The 20796-nt window shown below is 48.5% G+C and carries 17 protein-coding genes and 1 pseudogene; 16 read left to right on the top strand and 2 right to left on the bottom strand.

What is annotated here, in order from left to right:
* Window positions 1–61: 61 nt before the first annotated feature.
* The 7 genes from ACFW2W_RS22325 to cysE all read left to right on the top strand — a co-directional run bounded on the left by ACFW2W_RS22325 (window position 62) and on the right by cysE (window position 7256).
* Entirely contained in the window at window positions 62–265 is a 204-nt protein-coding gene (locus ACFW2W_RS22325) for a hypothetical protein (RefSeq protein WP_378183458.1), read from the top strand.
* Between the two features lie 219 nt (window positions 266–484).
* Complete coding sequence (locus tag ACFW2W_RS22320; RefSeq protein WP_378183455.1) at window positions 485–856, top strand: hypothetical protein; 372 nt, start codon at window positions 485–487, stop codon at window positions 854–856.
* 5 nt (window positions 857–861) lie between these two features.
* A complete protein-coding gene (gene sbcC / locus ACFW2W_RS22315) occupies window positions 862–3888 on the top strand; it encodes an exonuclease subunit SbcC (protein ID WP_378183451.1) in 3027 nt (1008 codons plus the stop codon).
* Between the two features lie 43 nt (window positions 3889–3931).
* A complete protein-coding gene (locus ACFW2W_RS22310) occupies window positions 3932–4111 on the top strand; it encodes a hypothetical protein (protein ID WP_378183448.1) in 180 nt (59 codons plus the stop codon).
* Between the two features lie 30 nt (window positions 4112–4141).
* Window positions 4142–4867 (top strand): alternative oxidase, encoded by a 726-nt coding sequence (locus tag ACFW2W_RS22305; protein WP_378183445.1) that lies wholly within the window; start codon window positions 4142–4144, stop codon window positions 4865–4867.
* A gap of 813 nt (window positions 4868–5680) precedes the next feature.
* On the top strand, window positions 5681–6142 hold the full coding sequence (locus ACFW2W_RS22300) for a hypothetical protein (RefSeq protein WP_378183442.1): 462 nt from the start codon (window positions 5681–5683) through the stop codon (window positions 6140–6142).
* 349 nt (window positions 6143–6491) lie between these two features.
* A complete protein-coding gene (gene cysE, locus ACFW2W_RS22295; RefSeq protein WP_378183439.1) occupies window positions 6492–7256 on the top strand; it encodes a serine O-acetyltransferase in 765 nt (254 codons plus the stop codon).
* A gap of 62 nt (window positions 7257–7318) precedes the next feature.
* Here the strand turns inward: cysE and ACFW2W_RS22290 are convergent, their stop codons facing one another.
* Window positions 7319–7900, bottom strand: coding sequence for an Npun_F5749 family FMN-dependent PPOX-type flavoprotein (locus ACFW2W_RS22290; RefSeq protein WP_378183436.1), 582 nt, complete (start codon window positions 7898–7900; stop codon window positions 7319–7321).
* A 152-nt stretch (window positions 7901–8052) separates the two neighbouring features.
* Between ACFW2W_RS22290 and ACFW2W_RS22285 the strand changes: the two genes are divergently transcribed.
* The 4 genes and pseudogenes from ACFW2W_RS22285 to ACFW2W_RS22270 all read left to right on the top strand — a co-directional run bounded on the left by ACFW2W_RS22285 (window position 8053) and on the right by ACFW2W_RS22270 (window position 12269).
* The gene (locus tag ACFW2W_RS22285; protein ID WP_378183433.1) at window positions 8053–8229 is read left to right on the top strand and encodes a cellulose binding domain-containing protein; all 177 of its coding nucleotides are present in this window, start codon (window positions 8053–8055) and stop codon (window positions 8227–8229) included.
* A 470-nt stretch (window positions 8230–8699) separates the two neighbouring features.
* A pseudogene (gene nrdJ / locus ACFW2W_RS22280) lies at window positions 8700–11245 on the top strand (ribonucleoside-triphosphate reductase, adenosylcobalamin-dependent).
* A 120-nt stretch (window positions 11246–11365) separates the two neighbouring features.
* Window positions 11366–11587, top strand: a complete 222-nt coding sequence (locus tag ACFW2W_RS22275) for a hypothetical protein (protein ID WP_378183430.1) — start codon at window positions 11366–11368, stop codon at window positions 11585–11587.
* A gap of 403 nt (window positions 11588–11990) precedes the next feature.
* Window positions 11991–12269 (top strand): RNA recognition motif domain-containing protein, encoded by a 279-nt coding sequence (locus ACFW2W_RS22270; protein ID WP_378183427.1) that lies wholly within the window; start codon window positions 11991–11993, stop codon window positions 12267–12269.
* Between the two features lie 182 nt (window positions 12270–12451).
* On the opposite strand, the gene ACFW2W_RS22265 is transcribed toward ACFW2W_RS22270, so the two are convergent.
* A complete protein-coding gene (locus ACFW2W_RS22265; RefSeq protein WP_378183424.1) occupies window positions 12452–13534 on the bottom strand; it encodes an ATP-dependent 6-phosphofructokinase in 1083 nt (360 codons plus the stop codon).
* Window positions 13535–13771: 237 nt separating this feature from the next.
* Here ACFW2W_RS22265 and fbp point away from each other — a divergent pair, with 237 nt between their 5' ends.
* The 5 genes from fbp (at window position 13772) to ACFW2W_RS22240 (ending at window position 20749) form a co-directional block, all read left to right on the top strand.
* On the top strand, window positions 13772–14851 hold the full coding sequence (gene fbp / locus ACFW2W_RS22260; protein WP_378183421.1) for a class 1 fructose-bisphosphatase: 1080 nt from the start codon (window positions 13772–13774) through the stop codon (window positions 14849–14851).
* Between the two features lie 110 nt (window positions 14852–14961).
* Window positions 14962–16107, top strand: a complete 1146-nt coding sequence (gene tal, locus ACFW2W_RS22255) for a transaldolase (RefSeq protein WP_378184028.1) — start codon at window positions 14962–14964, stop codon at window positions 16105–16107.
* 138 nt (window positions 16108–16245) lie between these two features.
* The gene (gene zwf / locus ACFW2W_RS22250; protein ID WP_378183418.1) at window positions 16246–17775 is read left to right on the top strand and encodes a glucose-6-phosphate dehydrogenase; all 1530 of its coding nucleotides are present in this window, start codon (window positions 16246–16248) and stop codon (window positions 17773–17775) included.
* A gap of 88 nt (window positions 17776–17863) precedes the next feature.
* Complete coding sequence (gene opcA, locus ACFW2W_RS22245; RefSeq protein WP_378183415.1) at window positions 17864–19240, top strand: glucose-6-phosphate dehydrogenase assembly protein OpcA; 1377 nt, start codon at window positions 17864–17866, stop codon at window positions 19238–19240.
* 63 nt (window positions 19241–19303) lie between these two features.
* Window positions 19304–20749, top strand: a complete 1446-nt coding sequence (locus ACFW2W_RS22240; RefSeq protein ID WP_378184026.1) for a cobyrinate a,c-diamide synthase — start codon at window positions 19304–19306, stop codon at window positions 20747–20749.
* Window positions 20750–20796: the final 47 nt, after the last annotated feature.

The following is a 20796-nucleotide window of genomic DNA, read 5'->3' as shown; positions in this document are numbered from 1 at the left end:
GCGTTCCTTGCCTAGACAGGATTACAGCCATCTTGGAAGAGTAGTGATTCAAGGTTCTTTTATGAACATCGTTCTGATGCTTCTACTGTGGGTAGCCGAAAAATTCGTGGAAAAAGCCCTGGATAAGTTATTAGAGAAGATATTAAGCGATCGCAACTTCAAGCATCTCACCACTGCTTTTAAACTCCAGATTTTGGTGTTGTATCTGGATTGGCTACTGCAAAAAACCTCATTTCAGGAGCCACCTGATGGGGAGGGCGAATAGAAGAAAACCGCCAAACCGCCCGGAACTCAAGTTCCGGGCTAACAAGTTGCATTCCATTAAAATGGACTAAAACTTTTAAATAGTCCTCTAGAAGAGGACTTCAGCTATTAGCCAGGGGTTTAAACCCCTGGCTGGCGGTTGATCGGTTTAATACCAGATTTCAGTTGGCAAGATTACTAAGGGAAATGCGATCGCATTCCCTACATACCAAGGAAACTGATGACAAAAGCAGAAATCTTGGCAGCACTCAAGCAAATGACAACCGAAGAACGCTTAGAAATCATCGAAGCTGCTTCGCGGATGATACGAGAAGAACGAGAAGAGAAGGCTAGGCGCAAAGCCGAGATAAAGCAGTGGTTAGCAGTATTTCTAAAACCCGCCTGCGCTGGTTTCGTTTGTATAGCCGCGAATTCCATTCGCCAAGGATGTTCGCATCAACCAGATGGGTTTCATTTTATAGCCGCATCCCCATTCAGCAGAAATTTTTACATCAAATTAGGTCTTAATCGCCAGAAACCTGATTTTTCAACCGCTAAACTAAACAATAGTGCAGATGTACTGCTACTTCTGATAAAAGGTATGGCGCTATAGCCTGAATGATCCCACTGCAACTGGTTCTCAAAAATTTCCTCAGCTACCGCGAGGCTACCTTAGAGTTTAGCGGTCTACATACTGCGTGTATTTGCGGTTCTAATGGTGCGGGTAAATCTTCTCTGTTGGAAGCGATCACCTGGACGATTTGGGGTGAAAGCCGCGCTGCAACAGAAGATGATGTCATCCACGCCGGTGCTAAAGAAGTTCGGGTTGATTTCACCTTCCAATGCGATCGCCAAACCTATCGCATTATTCGCACTCGCATCCGGGGACAAGGTGGATCGCTGGAATTTCAAGTCCAATCATCCGGCGATTTTCGCTCTTTAACCGGGCGCGGAATCCGGGCGACGCAAGAGGCGATCGTTCATCACCTGAAGCTGGATTACGATACTTTCGTGAATTCGGCTTATCTGCGTCAAGGACGGGCGGATGAGTTTATGCTCAAGCGCCCCAGCGAACGAAAAGAAATTCTCGCCGATTTGCTGAAACTGTCTCAATATGAAGAATTGGCAGAACAGGCGAAGGATTTATCCCGCCAATTAAAAGGACAAGCGGAGCAATTGGAGCAGAATTTGCAGTCGATAAAGCAACAACTGCAACAAAAAGATGCGATCGCTCAACAACAAGCAATTCTGGAAACTCAACTGACAGAATTACAGCAAGCCCAAGCTGTTGACAATGAAAAAGTCCAAAATTTGCTAACAATCCGGCATCAGCGGCAAACTTGGGAACAACAACTGAGCTTTGTTCGGCAGCAATATCAAAATCTCACACAAGATTGCGATCGCTATCGGCAAGAAATTGCCACAACTCAGCTGCAACAGCAACAATTAGAAGCTTTACTGAATCAAAAAGAACAAATTACGGCTGGATATGCTCACTACCAAAATTTGCAAGCCCAGGAAGAAACGCTCACCGCTAAGTCACAAGCTTACCAAGATGCCCAACAGCAACGGCAACAACTCCAACGACAACTTGAGCAGCAAATTAACGAACTTAAAGGGCAACTCCGACAAGCTCAAGGACAACTAGAAGTGGTGCGGCAATCTAGGGCAGATATTCAGCAAATCCTCAGCCGCACCGAAGAAGTAGAAGCAGGATTAAAACAACTCCAAGAGGCGCGGGGTTATGTCAGTTATCTCGATCGGTTGCAGTTACAAGTCGCGCCCCTGGTGCAACGTCGCGGACAGGTGCAGATGGAACTCGATCGCTCTCAAGCACGATTATCTGCCAGATTAGAAGAACTTCGCAAATCCGCCGCCCAGTTGCAAGACAGGCAAAAACGCTTACCTCAATTGCAACAGCAATTACAACAAGTTCAAACTCAAATTCAGCAACTTGACAAAAAGCGCGTCTATCAGGAACGGGTGCAGGAGAAAGAACTGCAACAGCGAAGTTCGCGCGATCGCCTCCAGGCGGCTCAAAAAGAATGCGAAACTAAACTGGCAGAAATAGACCAAAAGCTGCAACTGATCCAGACGCCAAATGCCAGTTGTCCTTTATGCGATCGCCCTCTCGATGAACACCACTGGCAGCTAGTGGTGCAAAAAACTCACAACCAGCAACAGGGAATTCAAGATCAATTCTGGGATGTAGAGGGGCTACTCGCGGTTTGTGAGTACCAGCTACAGGGGTTGCACAAGGAAATTGCCGAAATTGCCCAAGCATTGGCAAACTACGATTCCTTGCGCGAACAACGGGGACAGTTGGCAGCGGAAAGTTCTGCTATGGCTGAAATCCAGACGCGCCTGCAACAAATTGAGGTGGAAAAGCAACAAATTGAGCGATCGCTTTCCTCTGGCAACTACGCACCCGATCGACAAGAAGAACTGCGCCACCTTGAGCAACAGTTGCAACAACTCAACTACAATGAGCAAAACCATGCCCTAGCCAGAGGCGACGTAGAGCGCTGGCGCTGGGCAGAAATTAAGCAAGCAGAAGTTAAACAAGCGCAACGGCGTCAAGCTCAAATAGACGCTCAGATGCCAGAATTGGTGGCGAAAATTGCGAATCTGCAATCGCAAATGCAGCAACTGCAAGTAAATTCCGAATTATCGCGGCAGATTGAAGCACTCGATCGAGAAATGGCGGAAATTGGTTACGAGCGATCGCAGCACGATGCCCTCAGAAACGCTTTACGCAAGTCTCAGTCGTGGCAAGTCCGTTATCAGGAACTCGCTTCAGCGCAGCAGCAATATCCTTCCTTATTAAAGCGATCGCAAGATTTGGCTCAGGCGTTGCAAATGCGATCGCAAGATTTGCAACAGATGGCGACTCAGGTAGACACCATCCTTCAACAGTTGCAACAAACACCCGATACAAAAGCCGAAATTACAACCCTTGAGCAGCAGATACAGCAGCGGCGTCTGCAACTCGACGAGAAGCAACGCCAGTTAGGAAGCTTGCAACAACAACAACATTATCTAGAAACTCTCCAAACTCAGCATGACGCACTCACCATTCAGCACTCAAAGGTACGACAGCAATATCGCGTCTACCAGGAATTAGGGCAAGCTTTTGGTAAAAATGGCATCCAGACGCTGATGATTGAGAATATTCTGCCTCAATTGGAAGCAGAAACGAATACTCTCCTGTCTCGGCTCAGTGGAAACCAGTTGCACGTACAGTTTGTTACCCAGAAAGCAGGACGGAGTGGACGTTCCTCAAAAAAAGCCAGCAAAATGATTGACACTTTAGATATTTTAATTGCCGATGCTCGCGGCACCCGTCCTTATGAAACCTATTCTGGAGGGGAAGCGTTTCGGATTAACTTTGCAATTCGTCTAGCTTTAGCGAAATTGTTGGCGCAGCGTGCGGGAACGGCATTGCAAATGCTGATTATCGATGAGGGATTTGGCACCCAAGATGCGGAAGGATGCGATCGCTTGATTGCTGCGATTAATGCGATCTCTGCTGACTTCGCCTGCATCCTCACCGTCACTCATATGCCGCAATTCAAAGAAGCCTTCCAAACTCGAATTGAAGTGTATAAAACCCCCAACGGTTCTCAGTTGAGCTTGGTGCTGTAGGAACCTCACCCCCTTCCCTACGTAGCTTGCTTCCAAGGGAGCGGTGGGAAGCTACGTAGGGAAGCGGCTGTTCTTGTTAGGTCAAGGCAACCCGAACCTTAATGTTCGGACTTCTCACCCTAGTTCACCCACTCAGGCGATACCCATCGCTACGGGGATCGCTACGATCGAAGTAGGAGGACAGAAAAACCCAACAGCATCTTCCTCCAGGCTGATTTCCTAGCCACTTTTCTCACTCCTAAGGGAGGTTTGAATGATTCGATTTCTCGTTGGCGTGCTTGTGTTCGTTATCGACACGCTTTATCGCGATCGCCCTTATCAGCGCTTCTACGTGCTAGAAACAGTGGCTCGCGTCCCCTACTTTTCCTTCCTATCAGTTTTACACCTTTACGAAACCCTCGGTTGGTGGCGAAAAGCTGACTGGCTCAAGGTTCACTTCGCCGAATCTTGGAATGAAATGCACCACCTGCTGATTATGGAATCGTTGGGGGGAAACAAACATTGGAGCGATCGCTTCCTTGCCCAAACCACAGCCCTCTTCTACTACTGGGTAGTTGTAGCACTTTACATCGTTTCGCCCCGCACCGCCTACAACTTCATGGAAATGGTGGAAGAACACGCCCATCATACCTACGACACCTTCTTGCGCGAACATGAAGCCGAACTGAAAGCTAAACCAGCACCCCAAGTCGCGATCAACTACTACCGAGACGGCGATCTCTACCTATTTGATGAATTTCAAACCGGCGTAGTCCCAGAATCTCGCCGCCCTGCGGTTGACAACCTCTATGACGTTTTCGTCAACATCCGGGATGACGAAGGCGAACACGTCAAAACCATGATGGCGTGTCAAAAACCCGATGCTCAGAAAACCTTTAAGAGTCCCCACTCTCTACCTTATTCGGAACAGAAGGTTATACTGCCCCTGGTGACAGAAGCTGAGGTTGAGCGCGAGTTAGCCGATCCCATGTTTAAGTAATGCAGGACTTACGCAAAGCTTATACATATAGCGTTTTTTCGGGTTCAATCTCCCTGTGGTTGCCCTTACTATGTCGCGCAAGTTGCTTTGTAGGGGCAATCCCCCTGTGGTTGCCCTCAGCTGTAGTGATGTTGCTTTGTAGGGGCAATCCCCCTGTGGTTGCCCTTACTATGTCGCGCAAGTTGCTTTGTAGGGGCAATCCCCCTGTGGTTGCCCTTACTATGTCGCGCAAGTTGCGTAAGTCCTGACATAATACAAATTAACTTTTTTATCGCCACATTTTAGCTGTCTATTGCCCTCAATTGATCGTCGCGCTAGGGGGATTTGATGTGTAATCTCTCAAAAGTGAAATGGTATAAAATTTCTCCTTGCGAACAGATAGGGCTGGGGTAGGCATCCGAGCCGATTAGTTTGTTTAAAAGTCTGAAGATGCTCCCTATTTTTTGAGCCGACACTCACACAATTGAGCATTATTCCCCAAAACACCAGACAAAAAAGATCAAGATACCTGCCATCACCAACCAGTGGGGTATTGATACTAAATTCAAAATGCTCAAAGGAAATAAAACCAAAACCTCTGAAAAGAACCAGCTGGTGATAAACAGCAGCATCATCAAGATAACGAGGGGCACACAACCTCCTACAAACTAGCGCGACAAAAAAATTTGGTTATGAATGTGGCAGACACACAGCTGTCACCTATACTGCCATCAGAGAGAAGAGTCTTGATTAAAACTATAAGTAGGCTTATCTATATTCCGTACTCATCTACGGAGAGAAAATAAATACCGTAGTTGAGAAGAGGTACTTGCCATGCAATTCAGGCGTTTTGGAATTCTAGCTTTACTTACCACCTTCAGCACTACAACCGTTTTAGCAAAAGAAGCAAATTTTGACCGTTTGATTGTTGATGGAAGTGGCAAGGCGGTTGTGACTGGTTATACTAGCGGAGCCTTTTCCTTGTCAGCGATCGCTAATCGCGATCGCCAAAACAACCCCTGTATTGGTTATGGGGGTGACGAAACTCCCGACCATATTATGGTATTGAAGAAAGGCTTCCCCAAGCTAACGGTAAAAGTAGATACTGGAGGCAAGGACAGCACTCTAGTCATCAAGGGACCTGATGGTAAAATTCGCTGTGGCGATGACACGGGTTCCAACAAAGATGCGAGTATCACAGACTCAAACTGGAAATCAGGCAACTATAGTGTCTGGGTCGGTTCCATTAAAGAGCGACAAAGATGGGATTATACTCTTTCAGTACAACAAGACTAGAACCCTAGATTTTTTGGCTCTTCATTACTTGGTATGCTAAAAAGTTGATTCCAAAACTTGAAAGGCTTACCTAGCAAGGTATAACGATTTTGGACTGTATTTTCTATTTAATAAACGCTAAATTGGCTTAAATTCATGGCTAGTATAGCTTGTGGCGCTTCTTGACTATAAATTTAGCATACCAACTACGGAAGAGCCGATTTTTTAGATAATTAGATGCCTTGCGATCTCCAATCGTTCTCGCACCGCCATCCAAAATTCAAAACTCAGGTTCGGTTCCCCCACCTTAGAAACACACTAGGAACGATATGATATGAATGGTCTGTAGTGCCAAAATGGGTACCCACTCGTGCTATCTACGCTTCTAGCTGACTTTCGCATCATCTTCGAGCGCGATCCAGCAGCCCGTAACTGGCTGGAGGTTTTATTTTGCTACCCCGGTTTGCAAGCGCTGCTATTCCATCGCCTTGCACACTGGCTACAACTACTGGGAATCCCCTTCATCCCCCGGTTGATTTCCCACTTGGCTCGCTTTTTTACCGGCATCGAAATCCACCCTGGTGCCGTAATTGGACGGGGTGTTTTTATTGACCACGGCATGGGTGTAGTGATTGGCGAAACCGCAATTGTGGGAGATTATGCTCTGATCTACCAGGGCGTTACTCTCGGCGGTACTGGCAAGGAAAGCGGCAAGCGTCACCCTACCTTGGGGGAAAATGTCGTGGTGGGTGCCGGTGCCAAAGTTCTCGGCAATATTCAAATCGGCAATAACGTCCGCATCGGTGCTGGCTCTGTCGTGTTGCGCGATGTTCCTTCGGATTGTACGGTAGTAGGCGTCCCTGGTCGGATTATCTATCGTTCCGGCGTCCGAGTGAATCCGCTGGAACATGGAAGCCTTCCTGATTCTGAAGCTGCGGTAATTCGGGCTTTGGTTGACCGTCTGGAAGCACTGGAACAACAGGTACAAGAGTTACAACAACCGGCTCATGTCTCAATGCCTGTTCCTTTAGTAGCAGCAAACTATCATGTATCGGATATCCCAGTCGCCGCTGCTCCCAGCTGTCGCGTCCAAGATGGATTAATCCGGCAATTCTTAGATGGTTCTGGGATTTAAACAATTAAAAATTAAAAATTAAAAATTAAATTTCTCAATTTTTAATTTTGCATTTTTAATTGTTAGGGATTTACGGCTTGAGTAGACCAAGCTTGAGAACTGTCGAGGCGGTAGAGCCATCGGTTTTGGGGATCGCCTCGCAACTCCAAATGATCGACCTGTACGGGTTCTAGCAGTAGGAGACAAAAACTCTCTAGCGGCTTTTCTGGATCGGGTGACGGCAAAGAAAAAGTGCTGACATCGGCTCTACTTTCTCCTGGATGGGGCCAAGTAAATTGCAGGCGAGCGGCGTCAGAAAGGTCTTGCCACGACGCCTGACGCGCTTGCTGGAGTGCTGAGTCGGGATGATTGGCTCCTACCAGAGTCAGCGTCCCAGCGAGGCGAAATTGTTCGCGGGTGGTGGTAAAGTACCAGCAAGCTTCTGCCCAAGGCTGATGCTCGATTTGGTCAGCTTTCTGGCTGCGAGAATCGGTGACAAATTTTAACTGGTTGGTATCGTCTAAAAATCCCCGAAATACGACCGTGCGGTTAGCAGGACGCCCGTCAGCCTGGACGGTGGCTAGCTGTAAGTAGCGAGAATGGGGTTCGCTACGGTTACGATGTAGGGCACGGGCAAGAAGCGATCGCCAGGGAGCAAGCATCATCGTCAAGAATTTATCCCCATTACCTTTTTCCCCATTCCCCAAAATATTAGTCTAGTGTCTTCAGTTGTTTAATTGTGTCCTGGCGCTCCTTTAACGGCTCTGGAAAACTTAACTCGCTCGCCATCTGGTAGTTTTACGACTCGCTGCCCGGATTGGGTAACAAAACTGGCTTCTGTATCAATAGGTGGGTGACTAACCAAGGCAATACAAGTATTAAAAACTGGCGGCTAAGGTTTCAGATGAATCAAGCTGCCATTAATAATACTTGGAATGGCACTTTTGTCCCTCAAGGGTCGCAGTATGTCGTGACTCCGCCAGACTGGGGATGAACGATTTAGCCAAATCGAACGATTGATTTAGGTTTTTGTGCCAATCATCTGGGATCTGATGATCGGCCTAAGCAAGTTTCAGCCTCAAGTTTGTAAAATTGATCGGCGAAATGGCTGGAAGAGGGCGTGTTTGCCACTGGGAATATTTTGCCTGCTGCGATCTTGAAATAAGTTTGCTGTTGGACTTTTGCACCGCCTCTCAAAAAGGTAATTGGAACCGAGATAGTAATCTCAAACGACGGGAAAGGGCGGCTGACAATCGCCCTTAATTTTTGCTTTCCGACGATCTTTTAACTGTTACAACTTTGACTAATTGAGCAGCTTAATGGGATGTTTTACTTTGCTAATTTAATCTAGAAAGCCATACAGATAGCGCAATTACCTATATTTTTCAAGCTTTGACCCCATATCTGCGATCGCGTATAGTAAGTGATCTGTGAATTTTTCCCAAAACCAATCAGACTTGACCTATGGTTCGAGAGCTTGAGCGAGTAATCCAGACGAGCCGGTTTCCTGAGACGGCACCGGCTGCAAATCCTGTATTCTTTAGGACGTACAGCCGTCGCACCCAGTCCGGGCGCGAGACTTGGGATGAAGTGTGCGATCGCACGATTAGAGCGTTGACGAAGCTTGGCAAGCTCACCCCTGAAGAAGCGGACACGATCGATCGTATGCAGCGCCAGATGAAAGCTCTTGCCTCTGGACGTTGGCTGTGGGTGGGTGGCAGCGAGTGGATTGAAAGACCAGAAAACTTTTCAGGAGCTTACAACTGCACCAGTACCAATGTAGTAGACTGGCGTGCTTTTGGTCTGATGATGGATCTGGCAATGATGGGGTGTGGCACTGGAGCCGTTCTCGAACCAAAATACATTAATCAACTGCCGCGAATTCGCAATCGCCTTGTTGTGACAGTACAAGGTGAGATTGGCTCTACTCCTGCCTTGCAGCGCCGCGAACTGACAGAAGTTAAAGTAGAGGGCGAAAAAGTCACAATTTACGTGGGAGACAGTCGCCAAGGCTGGGTTAAGTCTTATCAAACCTTGCTGGAATTATCCAGCGATCAGCGCTTCACAACAGAAGTACAGGTATCTCTCGATCTGTGCGATGTCCGAGCAGCGGGAGAACCCCTCAAAGGCTTTGGCGGCGTCGCCAATCCTGTGAAGTTGTCAGGTCTTTATGAACGTTGCGCGTCAATTTTAAATAAAGCTCTAGGAAGGCAACTGAATTCGGTTGAGTGCTGTTTATTAATAGATGAAGCCGCCGTTGTAGTGGTTGCTGGAAACGTCAGGCGTTCAGCTGGAATGAGGCAAGGTTCTAGCGATGATGAAAAATTTGCCAACGCCAAAGGTAATCTTTGGCAGCAGGATGAAAACGGCAACTGGCGCATCGATCCAGAACGGGATGCGCTTCGTATGGCAAATCACACTAGAGTTTTTCACCACAAACCAACTCTAGAAGAATGCCTTGCAGCAGTTCGTCAACAGCATTATTCCGGTGAAGGCGCAATTCAATGGGCAGGAGAAGCATTAGCGAGAGCCAACTGCGATTTATTGGAAACCCCTGAGCTAAAAGATGATTTTCTGCAAGCTTATAGTCAAGGGAAGGCTGAACAATGGTTGCGAGAACACTACCCCGACCTACCTCCTAATGAGGTAGAGCATCGATTAGCTCGTGTTGGTTTGAATCCTTGCGGTAGCCTAGATTTTGCCGCCTAACCTGGGGACAGGTTAGATAGTCAGAGGGTGAATTGCTGGAAGCCTAAACACAAAAAATGTACAGGGTAATCAGCAGCCAAGCTCCAGATGTAAGGCAGCCAAGCCCCAGAGCTGGAGAAGGTTCAGAGACTAGACCTGCGGGAAACCAATAATGGTCAGATAGCGCCCTCCACCTAGACCAGGTGAAGATATAGTCCGAGACCACTAGAAATAGTGGATAACAAGCGCAGGAAATCATCGGCTCTAACTTCCACTGCAACCTTTCGGAGGTTCATCTCAATCAAATTGACCCATACAACTACAAAGAACAAGAGGAAGCTTTCACGGCGGGAGCATTATCAGTAGCCTCACTGCTAAATCACCAATTTGTCGAAGAACGCTATCGGAAGTCACGCGAACTCGATCCGATTGTGGGAGTCTCTTTCACGGGATTATTTGATTTCTTTGTGAATGCCTTTGGTGTGGATTGGCTTAAGTGGTGGACGGAAGGACGACCTGAAACAGAGGCAGGACTAAACTATAAGAAGCAAGAGCAGGAATATCTGACTCGCTGGAGAGAAACTGTGCATCGGGTGGTGTGGGAATATTGCGATCGCCACGGCATCAAACGCCCCAATCGCTGCACCACCGTTCAGCCTTCCGGTACAAAATCCTTGCTCACTGGTGCTTCACCGGGCTGGCATCCCCCAAAAGCTCAACGTTTTCTGCGTCGAATCACTTTCAGAAAGAATGACCCCGTAGCCCTCGCCTGTATTGACTACGGGTACAACGTGATTCCGTCTCAGTCTGATAAAGATGAAAACGGCAATCTTTTGAACGATCCCTTCGATCCCAGATGCTCGGAATGGCTGGTAGAAATCCCCGTCGCCGTAGCTTGGGCTGATTTGCCTGGAGCCGATCAAATCGATATCGGCAAGTTTAACGCGATCGCGCAAATGGATTTTTATATGCAAGTCCAAAAATTCTTTGTGCGTCACAATACCTCAGCTACCATCGAGTTGCGCGAGAACGAGATCGAAGCTTTAGGTACTCGGATTTACGAAGCGATTAGAGACGATCAAGGTTACATCTCAGCCGCACTTCTGGCTCGCTTCGACGATCATCAGACATTCCCGCGCTTGCCGTTTGAGCCAATCACCAAAGAGCAGTATGAGCAGATAGTACAGGCAGTCGAAAGGCGACGCCAGACAGAAAATTTTCATGCTGCTTTAAGTCGCTACGATTCAGGCGATTTAATGGAAGCAGGTCCCGCTGGGTGCGACTCGGATAAGTGCTTATTCTCCGAGCAAAAGTCTGGATAGAGGCATAACCGTTGTATTTGGGAAGAAGCGATCGCTTCTTCCCATGCCAATATCCGCAATCAGACGCGCTACGATCAACGCATAGACATCAGTTACTATCGCCTCAGCAGGAGACTTTCCATGTTTCTCGATGAACTAACACCGCTCTTTAAAGAATTCACCCAGCACCCAGGCGCTTTCTTAGGTGGATTGGTTTCTGGCTTACTCCGCATCAACCTTAATGATGATCCCGTGAAAAGCTGGCTCGACGGGGAGGCAGGTGTTCCTCCCTCCCCTACGGCTTCTTCCAACAGCAGTGGAAACGGCAGACGCAATGGCCCCCAGTCAATTTCTATTGACTAACTTGGCACCGAAAGCTGAATGAGGCTAAAGATAAAGACGGCTGGAAAGCTGGCAGCAGGCAAGCCATTTTCCGGTGAAATTTAGCCTCTTTAATCTTTAAAATTCCCTCTTGGGCAATGCCATCCGAGCCACAGTTAAAAGTCAAGGAATTTTAATAATTAGAAAACCCATCAGTGTGTACGCTAGATGACCTCCCACAATGAAATTAGTAGGCTATGATAGGACGAAACCTCAAAGTTCAGTCCTATTAATGGTCGGATTTGGGACTCGTGCAGCCACATTTGTGGGCGGGGAAGAGTGAAAATTCACCATTGGTAAATAAGTCTTGACCTGGCATCATGGGTCACATCTAGCCATCTAAGGGTTCTGAACTTTAGTTCCTCGTTCAGCTTTAGCGATCCACATGACCATTTACGTTGGAAACCTGTCTTACCAAGCGACCGAAGAAGATTTGACAGCAGTCTTTGCAGAGTACGGCGCGGTGAAGCGAGTTGTCTTGCCGACAGACCGCGAAACGGGACGTATGCGCGGATTTGCCTTTGTTGAAATGACAGATGATGCCCAAGAAGACGCAGCCATCACACAATTAGATGGGGCTGAATGGATGGGCCGTCAGCTTAGAGTTAATAAAGCACGACCCAAGGAGGACGATCGCGGCGGCGCGAGGCGAAGCCGATTTTAAGGAGAGATAGGGCGAAATCAGCACGGTTGGCGTGAAAAACACGCATAAAAAAGGACAACCGTGCTAGCTTTCACTACGCATCGTCACAGTCAATCTTCGCTGTCAGAGCGAAGCATACGAAGCAAGCGATCGCAAACTCCTCTGTTAGATGTTTCTACACCAGCTTGCAGCACTTTAGTCTTTTAGTCTCCCAGGCAAATCCCCAAACCTCTGGCAGTTTTGACCAGAGTATCCTCGGTATCGACGGCTCTGTATTGTCCAATCGCTTCAGCAATCGGCACGCTGACAATTTCGCGGTTTTGCCAGGTGACAACGTGGTCGTACTTTCCCTCAGCGATCAGATCGACTGCCGCCACCCCAAAGGCAGTTGCCAGTAACCGATCCAAGGGCGAAGGCAGTCCTCCTCGCTGAACGTGACCTAAAACAGTCACACGGGTTTCTGCACCACTCGCCATCGAAATTTCCTCCGCCAGGTACTGCCCGATTCCTCCTAATCGACATTCCCCGAATCGATCTACACTCTTAACCGGATTGCCTTCAGCCGTGCAAACTGCTTCTGAGACAATCACGAGCGAGAAATTCTTTCCCATCGCCTGACGATCTCGAATTTGGCGACAGACATTCTCAATTTTGTAAGGAATTTCCGGGATCAAGATGACATTGGCTCCACCGGCAATTCCCGCATTCAGGGCAATATGACCGGCGTCGCGCCCCATGACTTCCAGGATCATGACTCGATTGTGGCTAGCCGCAGTAAAGTGTAATCGGTCGAGAGCTTCGGTGGCAATATTGACAGCGGTATCAAATCCGATAGAACGCTCAGTGCTACCGACATCGTTATCAATTGTTTTGGGAATTCCGACTAAGTTGATCCCGCCTTGTTGAGCTAGTTTTCGGAGAATCGCTAAACTGCCGTCCCCGCCAACCCCAATTAAGGCTGACAAGCCTAGTTGATGGTAGCCCGCAATAATGTCTTCTGAGCGATCGCGCAAACTTCCATCCGGCATTGGAAACGCAAAGGGATTTCCTTTATTCGTCGTCCCCAGCACTGTACCGCCCATCGTCAGCAAGTGGTCAACCTTATCAAACTCCAGCTTGATTGCTTCTGGCGGACTGCTCATTAAGCCCAGAGTAGAGCGGCAAATCCCCAGCACTTCCCAGCCATAGCTACCAGTTGCACAGCGGACAACTGCCCGAATCACGGCATTTAGCCCAGCACAGTCACCCCCACTGGTCAGGATTCCAATCCGTTTGTATTCTCCCATCTTGTTTTTTTGTATTGCGACCGATAATTATCCGATCTCACTTTAAGCGTTGTCTTTTAGACAATAAAGCGGGTAAGCAAGATTTTATTTCTTTAGTTGATATAAAGTTAAACACCATCCTGAGAAATGGCTCCCTAAGATAGAAGGTAGGGCGACCGGGTCTTGATATGTTGGGGCAGTAGTCTCAATCAGAGCTGCCCTGTTAACAAAGCATTTATTGAAAGGAGGACGAAAACTATGTCCAACGTGGAACAGCCTTTCGTCGTTCAGGAACAAGCCCTGGATCGTGACTGCACGACGCTATCTCGTCACGTCTTGCAGCAACTCCACAGCTTTTCGGCAGACGCACAGGATTTGAGCGCGATTATGAATCGCATTGCCCTGGCGGCAAAGTTGATTGCGCGACGACTTAGCAGGGCGGGATTACTCGAAGGCGTCCTAGGATTTACGGGTGATGTGAACGTGCAGGGAGAATCCGTCAAAAAGATGGATGTCTATGCTAATGACGTATTTATCTCGGTGTTTAAGCAAAGCGGTTTAGTCTGCCGTTTGGCATCCGAGGAAATGGAGAAGCCTTACTATATTCCCGAAAATTGCCCCATCGGGCGCTATACCCTGCTTTATGACCCGATTGATGGCTCCTCGAATGTAGATATCAATATCAACGTGGGTTCCATCTTCGCAATTCGCCAACAAGAAGGAACGGATGAAAATCAAACAGGCGGCGATTTATTGCAAAATGGGCGCAAACAAATCGCGGCAGGTTATGTGCTATACGGCCCTAGCACGATGCTGGTTTATTCGATTGGCACTGGGGTTCACGCTTTCACCCTCGATCCCAGCTTAGGTGAGTTTATCCTTTCGAGTGAAAACATTCAAATTCCCAACCACGGCCCTATTTACAGCGTCAATGAGGGCAATTTCTGGCAGTGGGAAGAACCCTTGCGAGACTATATCCGCTATGTTCATCGTCAGGAAGGCTATACGGCTCGATACGGCGGGGCATTGGTGGGAGATATTCACCGGATTCTCTTCCAAGGAGGTGTTTTTCTTTACCCCGGTACTGTGAAAAAACCCGAAGGAAAATTGCGGTTGCTGTATGAATCGGCTCCCTTAGCCTTTTTAATAGAGCAAGCCGGGGGTCGAGCTAGTACGGGCACTGAGGATATTTTGGACGTAGTGCCAAATGCCATTCATGCGCGATCGCCGTTGCTTATCGGTAGCAAAGAAGATGTCACCTTGGTAGAATCTTTCATTCAGAAACGGGCATGGGATGAGGATAAAAACGCGATCGCTCGTTCGCGCGTGCCTCAATAAGGTTTTGCGGTCTCGAAAAAATTCCCGAATTGGCTTTCCCAGCTGCTCAACGGGAACATTATCGATCTGGCGTTACAAAGACAATTGTTAGGAGCCAAAAAATGACAGATATGCCAAACAATCATCTATTAGAGATCAAAGAATACGGTCAGAGTATCTGGATGGATAACTTGACCCGCGATTTGATTCAAAGCGGCGAACTCAAAGATATGGTTGAGAATCAGGGGATCTGCGGGATCACCTCTAATCCAGCTATCTTTGAAAAAGCGATCGCCGGAAATGCCATCTACGACGCCGATATTGAAGCCGGGATCAAAGCTGGATTGCCAGTTTACAAAATTTACGAATCGCTGGTGTTTGAGGATATCCGCAATGCCTGCGATATCCTCCGCCCTGTCTATGACTCTTCTGAAGGTCTGGATGGGTACGTCAGCATTGAAGTACCGCCAACCATCGCCCACGACACCCAAGCCACAATTGAGGAAGCCCGACGTTATTACCAAGAAATCGGTAAAGATAACGTCATGATCAAGATTCCCGGCACCTCAGCAGGCTTGCCAGCCGTCGAGCAAGTCATCTCAGACGGGATCAACGTCAACGTGACGCTGCTATTCTCTGTGGAGAGCTATATTGAGACTGCTTGGGCTTACATTCGCGGCTTAGAAAAGCGGGCAGCGGCAGGCAAAGACATCAGCAAAATCTCCTCGGTGGCGAGTTTCTTCCTCAGCCGCATCGATATTAATATTGATGGTCGCATTGATGCCAAGCTGAAAGCAGGCGTCGATCGAATCGAGAAAAAGGCAGAACTTTTAGCAATTAAGGGCAAAATAGCGATCGCTAACGCCAAAATTGCCTACCAGAAGTACAAAGAGATCGTTGGGAGCGATCGCTGGAAAGCTCTAGCACAAAAAGGTGCGAATGTCCAGCGGTTGTTGTGGGCAAGCACCAGCACCAAAGACCCCAGCTACAGCGATGTAATGTATGTTGATGAGCTGGTTGGCCCAGAAACAGTAAACACCTTGCCACCAAATACCATTGAAGCCTGCGCCGACCACTGCGACGTTGCCTCTCGCATTGAAACTGGGGTGGAAGAAGCTTATCATCTGATCGAAAGTCTCAAAGACCCCGACATCGACATCAATCTAGACGAAGTGATGGACGAATTGCTAGTCGAAGGAATTGAGAAATTTGTGAAGCCCTTTGAATCTCTAACAGCATCCTTGGAAGAGAAAATCAAACATCTGCAACCTGTGTAAGCAAGTTTTGAGTTTTGAGTGCTGAGTTTTGAGTTAAGAAAATAGCCTGATAATTCAAAACTATCAATTCATCTATGAATTTAAAACTCAAAACTCAAAATTCAAAACTCAAAATTCAAAATTCAAAACTATCCTTCTATGGTCACACTGCTAGAAAATCCTTTACGTGTTGGGTTGCGGCAGGAACGGATACCAGAGCCGCAGATTTTGGTAATCTTCGGGGCATCCGGAGACTTGACGCAACGGAAGCTCGTGCCAGCTCTCTATCAGATGAAGCTGCAACGACGCCTGCCAGCAGAAATGACCATTGTCGGCGTGGCGCGTCGGGACTGGAGCCACGACTACTTCCGGGAGCAGATGCGCCAGGGGATCGAAGAATTTAGCGATGGTATTGGCTCAGAAGAACTCTGGCAAGACTTCGCCCAAGGTCTGTATTACTGCCCTGGTGATATTGACAAGCCAGAAAGCTATCAGAAACTGAAAGCCTTCTTAGCAGAATTGGATGGTCAGCGCGGAACGCGAGGAAACCGCGTATTTTACCTCTCCGTTTCTCCCAAATTCTTCACAGAAGCCCTTCGCCAACTGGGTACGGCGGGAATGCTTGATGACGCACTTAAAACCCGTTTGGTGATTGAAAAACCCTTTGGACGGGATCTCAACTCCGCCCAAGCTCTGAACCGCGTAGTGCAGCAGGTTTGCCAAGAAAAACAGGTTTACCGCATCGACCACTATCTGGGTAAAGAAACGGTTCAGAATCTCCTAGTTTTTCGTTTCGCTAACGCAATTTTTGAGCCGATTTGGAACCGGCAGTTTGTCGATCACGTTCAAATTATGGTGGCAGAAACCGTAGGCGTCGAAGACCGTGCCGGATACTACGAAAGCTCCGGAGCCTTGCGGGATATGATGCAGAACCACCTGATGCAGACTTTCTGCCTCACAGCAATGGAACCGCCCAATTCCCTGGATGCCGATAGTATCCGCACAGAAAAAATGAAGGTTCTGCAAGCAACTCACTTGGCAGACGTGCATAACCTGGAGTTATCAGCGGTCAGGGGTCAATACTCTGCTGGGTGGATGAAGGGTAAGCCGGTGCCTGGGTATCGAGAAGAACCGGGGGTCGATCCCAACTCCACGACGCCAACTTATGTCGCCATGAAGCTGCTAATTGATAACTGGCGCTGGCAAGGAGTTCCTTTCTATATGCGAACTGGCAAGCGGCTACCCAAAAAGGTCAGTGAGATTTCCATCCACTTCCGCGAAGTTCCTTTCTTAATCTTTCAATCTGCCGCCCAACAAGCTAGCCCGAATGTGCTGACGATGCGGATTCAGCCGAATGAAGGGATTTCTCTACGGTTTGAAGCCAAAATGCCGGGAACAGAACTGCGGACGCGGTCGGTAGATATGGACTTTAGCTATGGTTCCTCGTTTGGGATGGCAACGTCCGATGCTTATGACCGGCTGTTAATCGACTGTATGCTAGGCGACCAAACTTTGTTCACCAGAGCTGATGAAGTGGAAGAAGCGTGGCGTGTTGTGACACCGGCATTAAACGCTTGGGAAGCGATGACTGACCCGACCTCAATTCCCCAGTATGAAGCGGGAACTTGGGAGCCAGAGGAGGCAGAACTGCTGATTAATCAAGATGGACGCCGCTGGCGCAGGCTCTAATAGTTCATGGTTCATCGTTCATGGTTAATAGCAATGAACAATGAACAATGAACAATGAACAATGAACAATTAGCAATTAGCAACGAATATGACCACACAATCTCTTCCGATTGTTTCAATACAGCCGCCCAAAGATGTTTCAATGACAGAAATTGAGGCGGAACTGCATCAAATTTGGCAAAGCTACAATAGCGACAATGGCAATGGCGAGTCTCCTTTGGCTACACGGGCAACCACGTTTACTTTTGTGGTTTACGAACCGGAGGAAACTCAGCAGCTGTTGGCAGCCTTAAAATTTTACAAAGGCCCGATCGATGGAATTGATGGACCGTTGACGGTGGCGGCTCTCAAGGCGGCTCAGAAAGCTTATGGACTGCCGGTAACGGGCAAGACGGATGCCGGAATCCTCGACCGACTGCGAGTAGAGCAAGCTAAGAAACGCTCCGCTGGGAATACAACCGAGGCAGATGCCAGTAACGGTCAGCAGTCTTCCTCAGATAGCTTTAGAATTGCGGATGCGATCGCTGCCGCTAATCCCTGCCGCATCATTGCCTTGTGTCCCGTCTCCGGGCAAGATGAAGGCGTGACTGCCCAAGTCTCAGCCTATTGCCCCATCCAAAAGCAAAGTCAAAATACGCTCATCTGCTGCGAATACATTACTCTGCAAGGCACTGCGGAAGCGCTGGAACGCATCGGTGGGATTGTGACTGGGCTGCTAATCGGCGGTCTGCCTAAGTTCCTCTGGTGGAAGGGAACGCCCGATCCCAATGATGGTCTGTTTAAGCGGCTGGCAGCAGTCTGCAATTCTGTCATCGTTGATTCCTGTGTTTTCAACGAACCAGAGGACGATTTACTGCGGGTACAAACCGTTCTGGAACAAGGCGTTCCGGTTGCTGACCTGAATTGGCGTCGGCTGGCTCCGTGGCAAGAGTTAACCGCCGAGGCTTTCGATCCACCAGAGCGCCGCGAGGCTCTCAAGGAAGTGGATAAGGTGACGATTAATTATGAAAAGGGCAATCCCGACCAAGCACTGATGTTTATCGGTTGGCTGGGAAGTCGGTTGCAGTGGCACCCCGTTTCTTATACACAAGAAGGCGGTGATTATGATATCAAGCGTATTCAATTTGTTGCTCCCGATCAGCGGACGATAGAAGCGGAGTTGGCGGGGATTCCCACTGCTGACTGGGGCGATATACCGGGTGACTTGATTGCGCTGCGTCTGAGTTCGACGAACCTGGATGCAGACTGTTGTACGGTTTTGTGTTCCGAAACCACGGGTTGTATGCGGATGGAGGCAGGTGGTGGTGCCCAAGCTTGCCGGATTCAGCAGGTAGCGCCGATGTCTGACCAAAAGGCTGAGTTCTTGTTAAGTCAGCAGTTGCGGCGCTGGAGTCGGGATATGCTTTACGTAGAAAGTATGGCGATCACCACGGCAATTCTGAAATTAGCGATCGCTAATGGCTAATCGCTAATTGTTCATCGTTCATAGCAACATAAATGAACAATGAACAACAAGCAATTACCAAATATGGCTTTAGCGATCGCAGGAGAACGCAGCGGGGTGGGCAAGACAACAGTTACGCTCGCCCTGCTGTCGTCTTTATGTCGTCAGGGTTACAAGGTTCAATCTTTTAAAGTTGGCCCAGATTATATCGATCCCATGTTTCACAGGTACGTGACTGGTCGTGCCTGTCGAAATTTAGACCCGGTGCTGACCTCTGAAACTTACGTGCAGCAGTGTTTTTTACGTCATCGTTGCGGGAGCGACTATGCCGTAGTGGAAGGGGTAATGGGGCTATTTGATGGAGTCAAGAGAATTAAAAATGAAAAATTAAACATTAACCAAGAAGCGGAAGATTCTGCACTCAGCACTGATTTTGGGAGTACGGCTCATATTGCGCGACTTTTGGATTTACCCGTGCTGTTGGTGTTAGATTGCAGCCGGTTATCTGGTTCGGTGGCAGCGATCGCTCATGGCTATCGTTCCTTTGACTCTAGAATCAAGATGGCTGGAGTGGTGCTAAATCGGGTGGGAAGCGATCGCCACCTGCAACTTCTCAAAGACGCTCTGGAACCCTTGCAGTTGCCCGTTCTAGGTATTCTGCGGCGACAGGATAATATCAGCATTCCCGACCGACATCTGGGCTTGGTGCCCACCGCAGAGCTTTCTCAGATGGACGCTTTAATCGATCGGCTTGCCGATTTGGGAGACAGTTGCTTTGAGTGGGAACACCTCTTGCCGCTTCTCAAGGTAGAACAAAGGCAACAGGTAGAATTGATTGATACTTCATCCCAACCGTCGGGGTACATCCTCGATCCTTTAAGAATTGCTGTTGCACGCGATCGCGGTTTCAGCTTCTATTACCAGGACAATCTAGATGTACTCGCATTTTTGGGAGCAGAATTGGTGTTTTGGAGTCCGCTGACGGACAAAAGCTTACCAGAAGACATCCAAGGATTGTATTTTGGGGGTGGTTTCCCTGAAGTTTTTGCCCAAAACTTGGCTGAAAATACCGCGACTCGTGATGCAGTGCGGAAGGCAATCCTGGCGGGAATGCCCACTTATGCCGAGTGTGGCGGTTTAATGTATTTGTCGGAACAGATTGTAGATTTTGAGGGAAATTCTTACCCAATGGTAGGAGTTTTGCCCACCACAGCCGCGATGAATTCGCGCCTGAGTTTGGGGTATCGGCAAGCGATCGCGCTGCAAGAAAGTCCCCTCCTGCCTACTGGGGCAACCGTTTGGGGGCATGAGTTTCACCGTTCCCACTTAACTGAGGAACCGGAAGCGCCTCTATTTCAAATTCGGGGGTACGATCCCCACAGCCCGATTACTAGCGAGGGATGGGCGGTGCATCACGTTCATGCTTCCTACGTCCATCTTCATTTTGGCGGATGTCCGGAGATTCCCGCTCGATTCTTAAAGCATTGTCTTCATTTTGCCCAAGCTGGTAAGGAGTCAAGCACGATGTAAAACCGATTGGTGGGCGGATGCTCGCTACTTTTGTCTGCAATGCTTGA

The sequence above is a fragment of the Coleofasciculus sp. H7-2 genome, from assembly GCF_042747725.1.
In the GTDB taxonomy this organism is placed as follows: Bacteria; Cyanobacteriota; Cyanobacteriia; order Cyanobacteriales; family FACHB-T130; genus FACHB-T130.
Note: the sequence above shows the minus strand (reverse complement) of the source record. Positions and strands in the feature narration are given on the sequence as shown.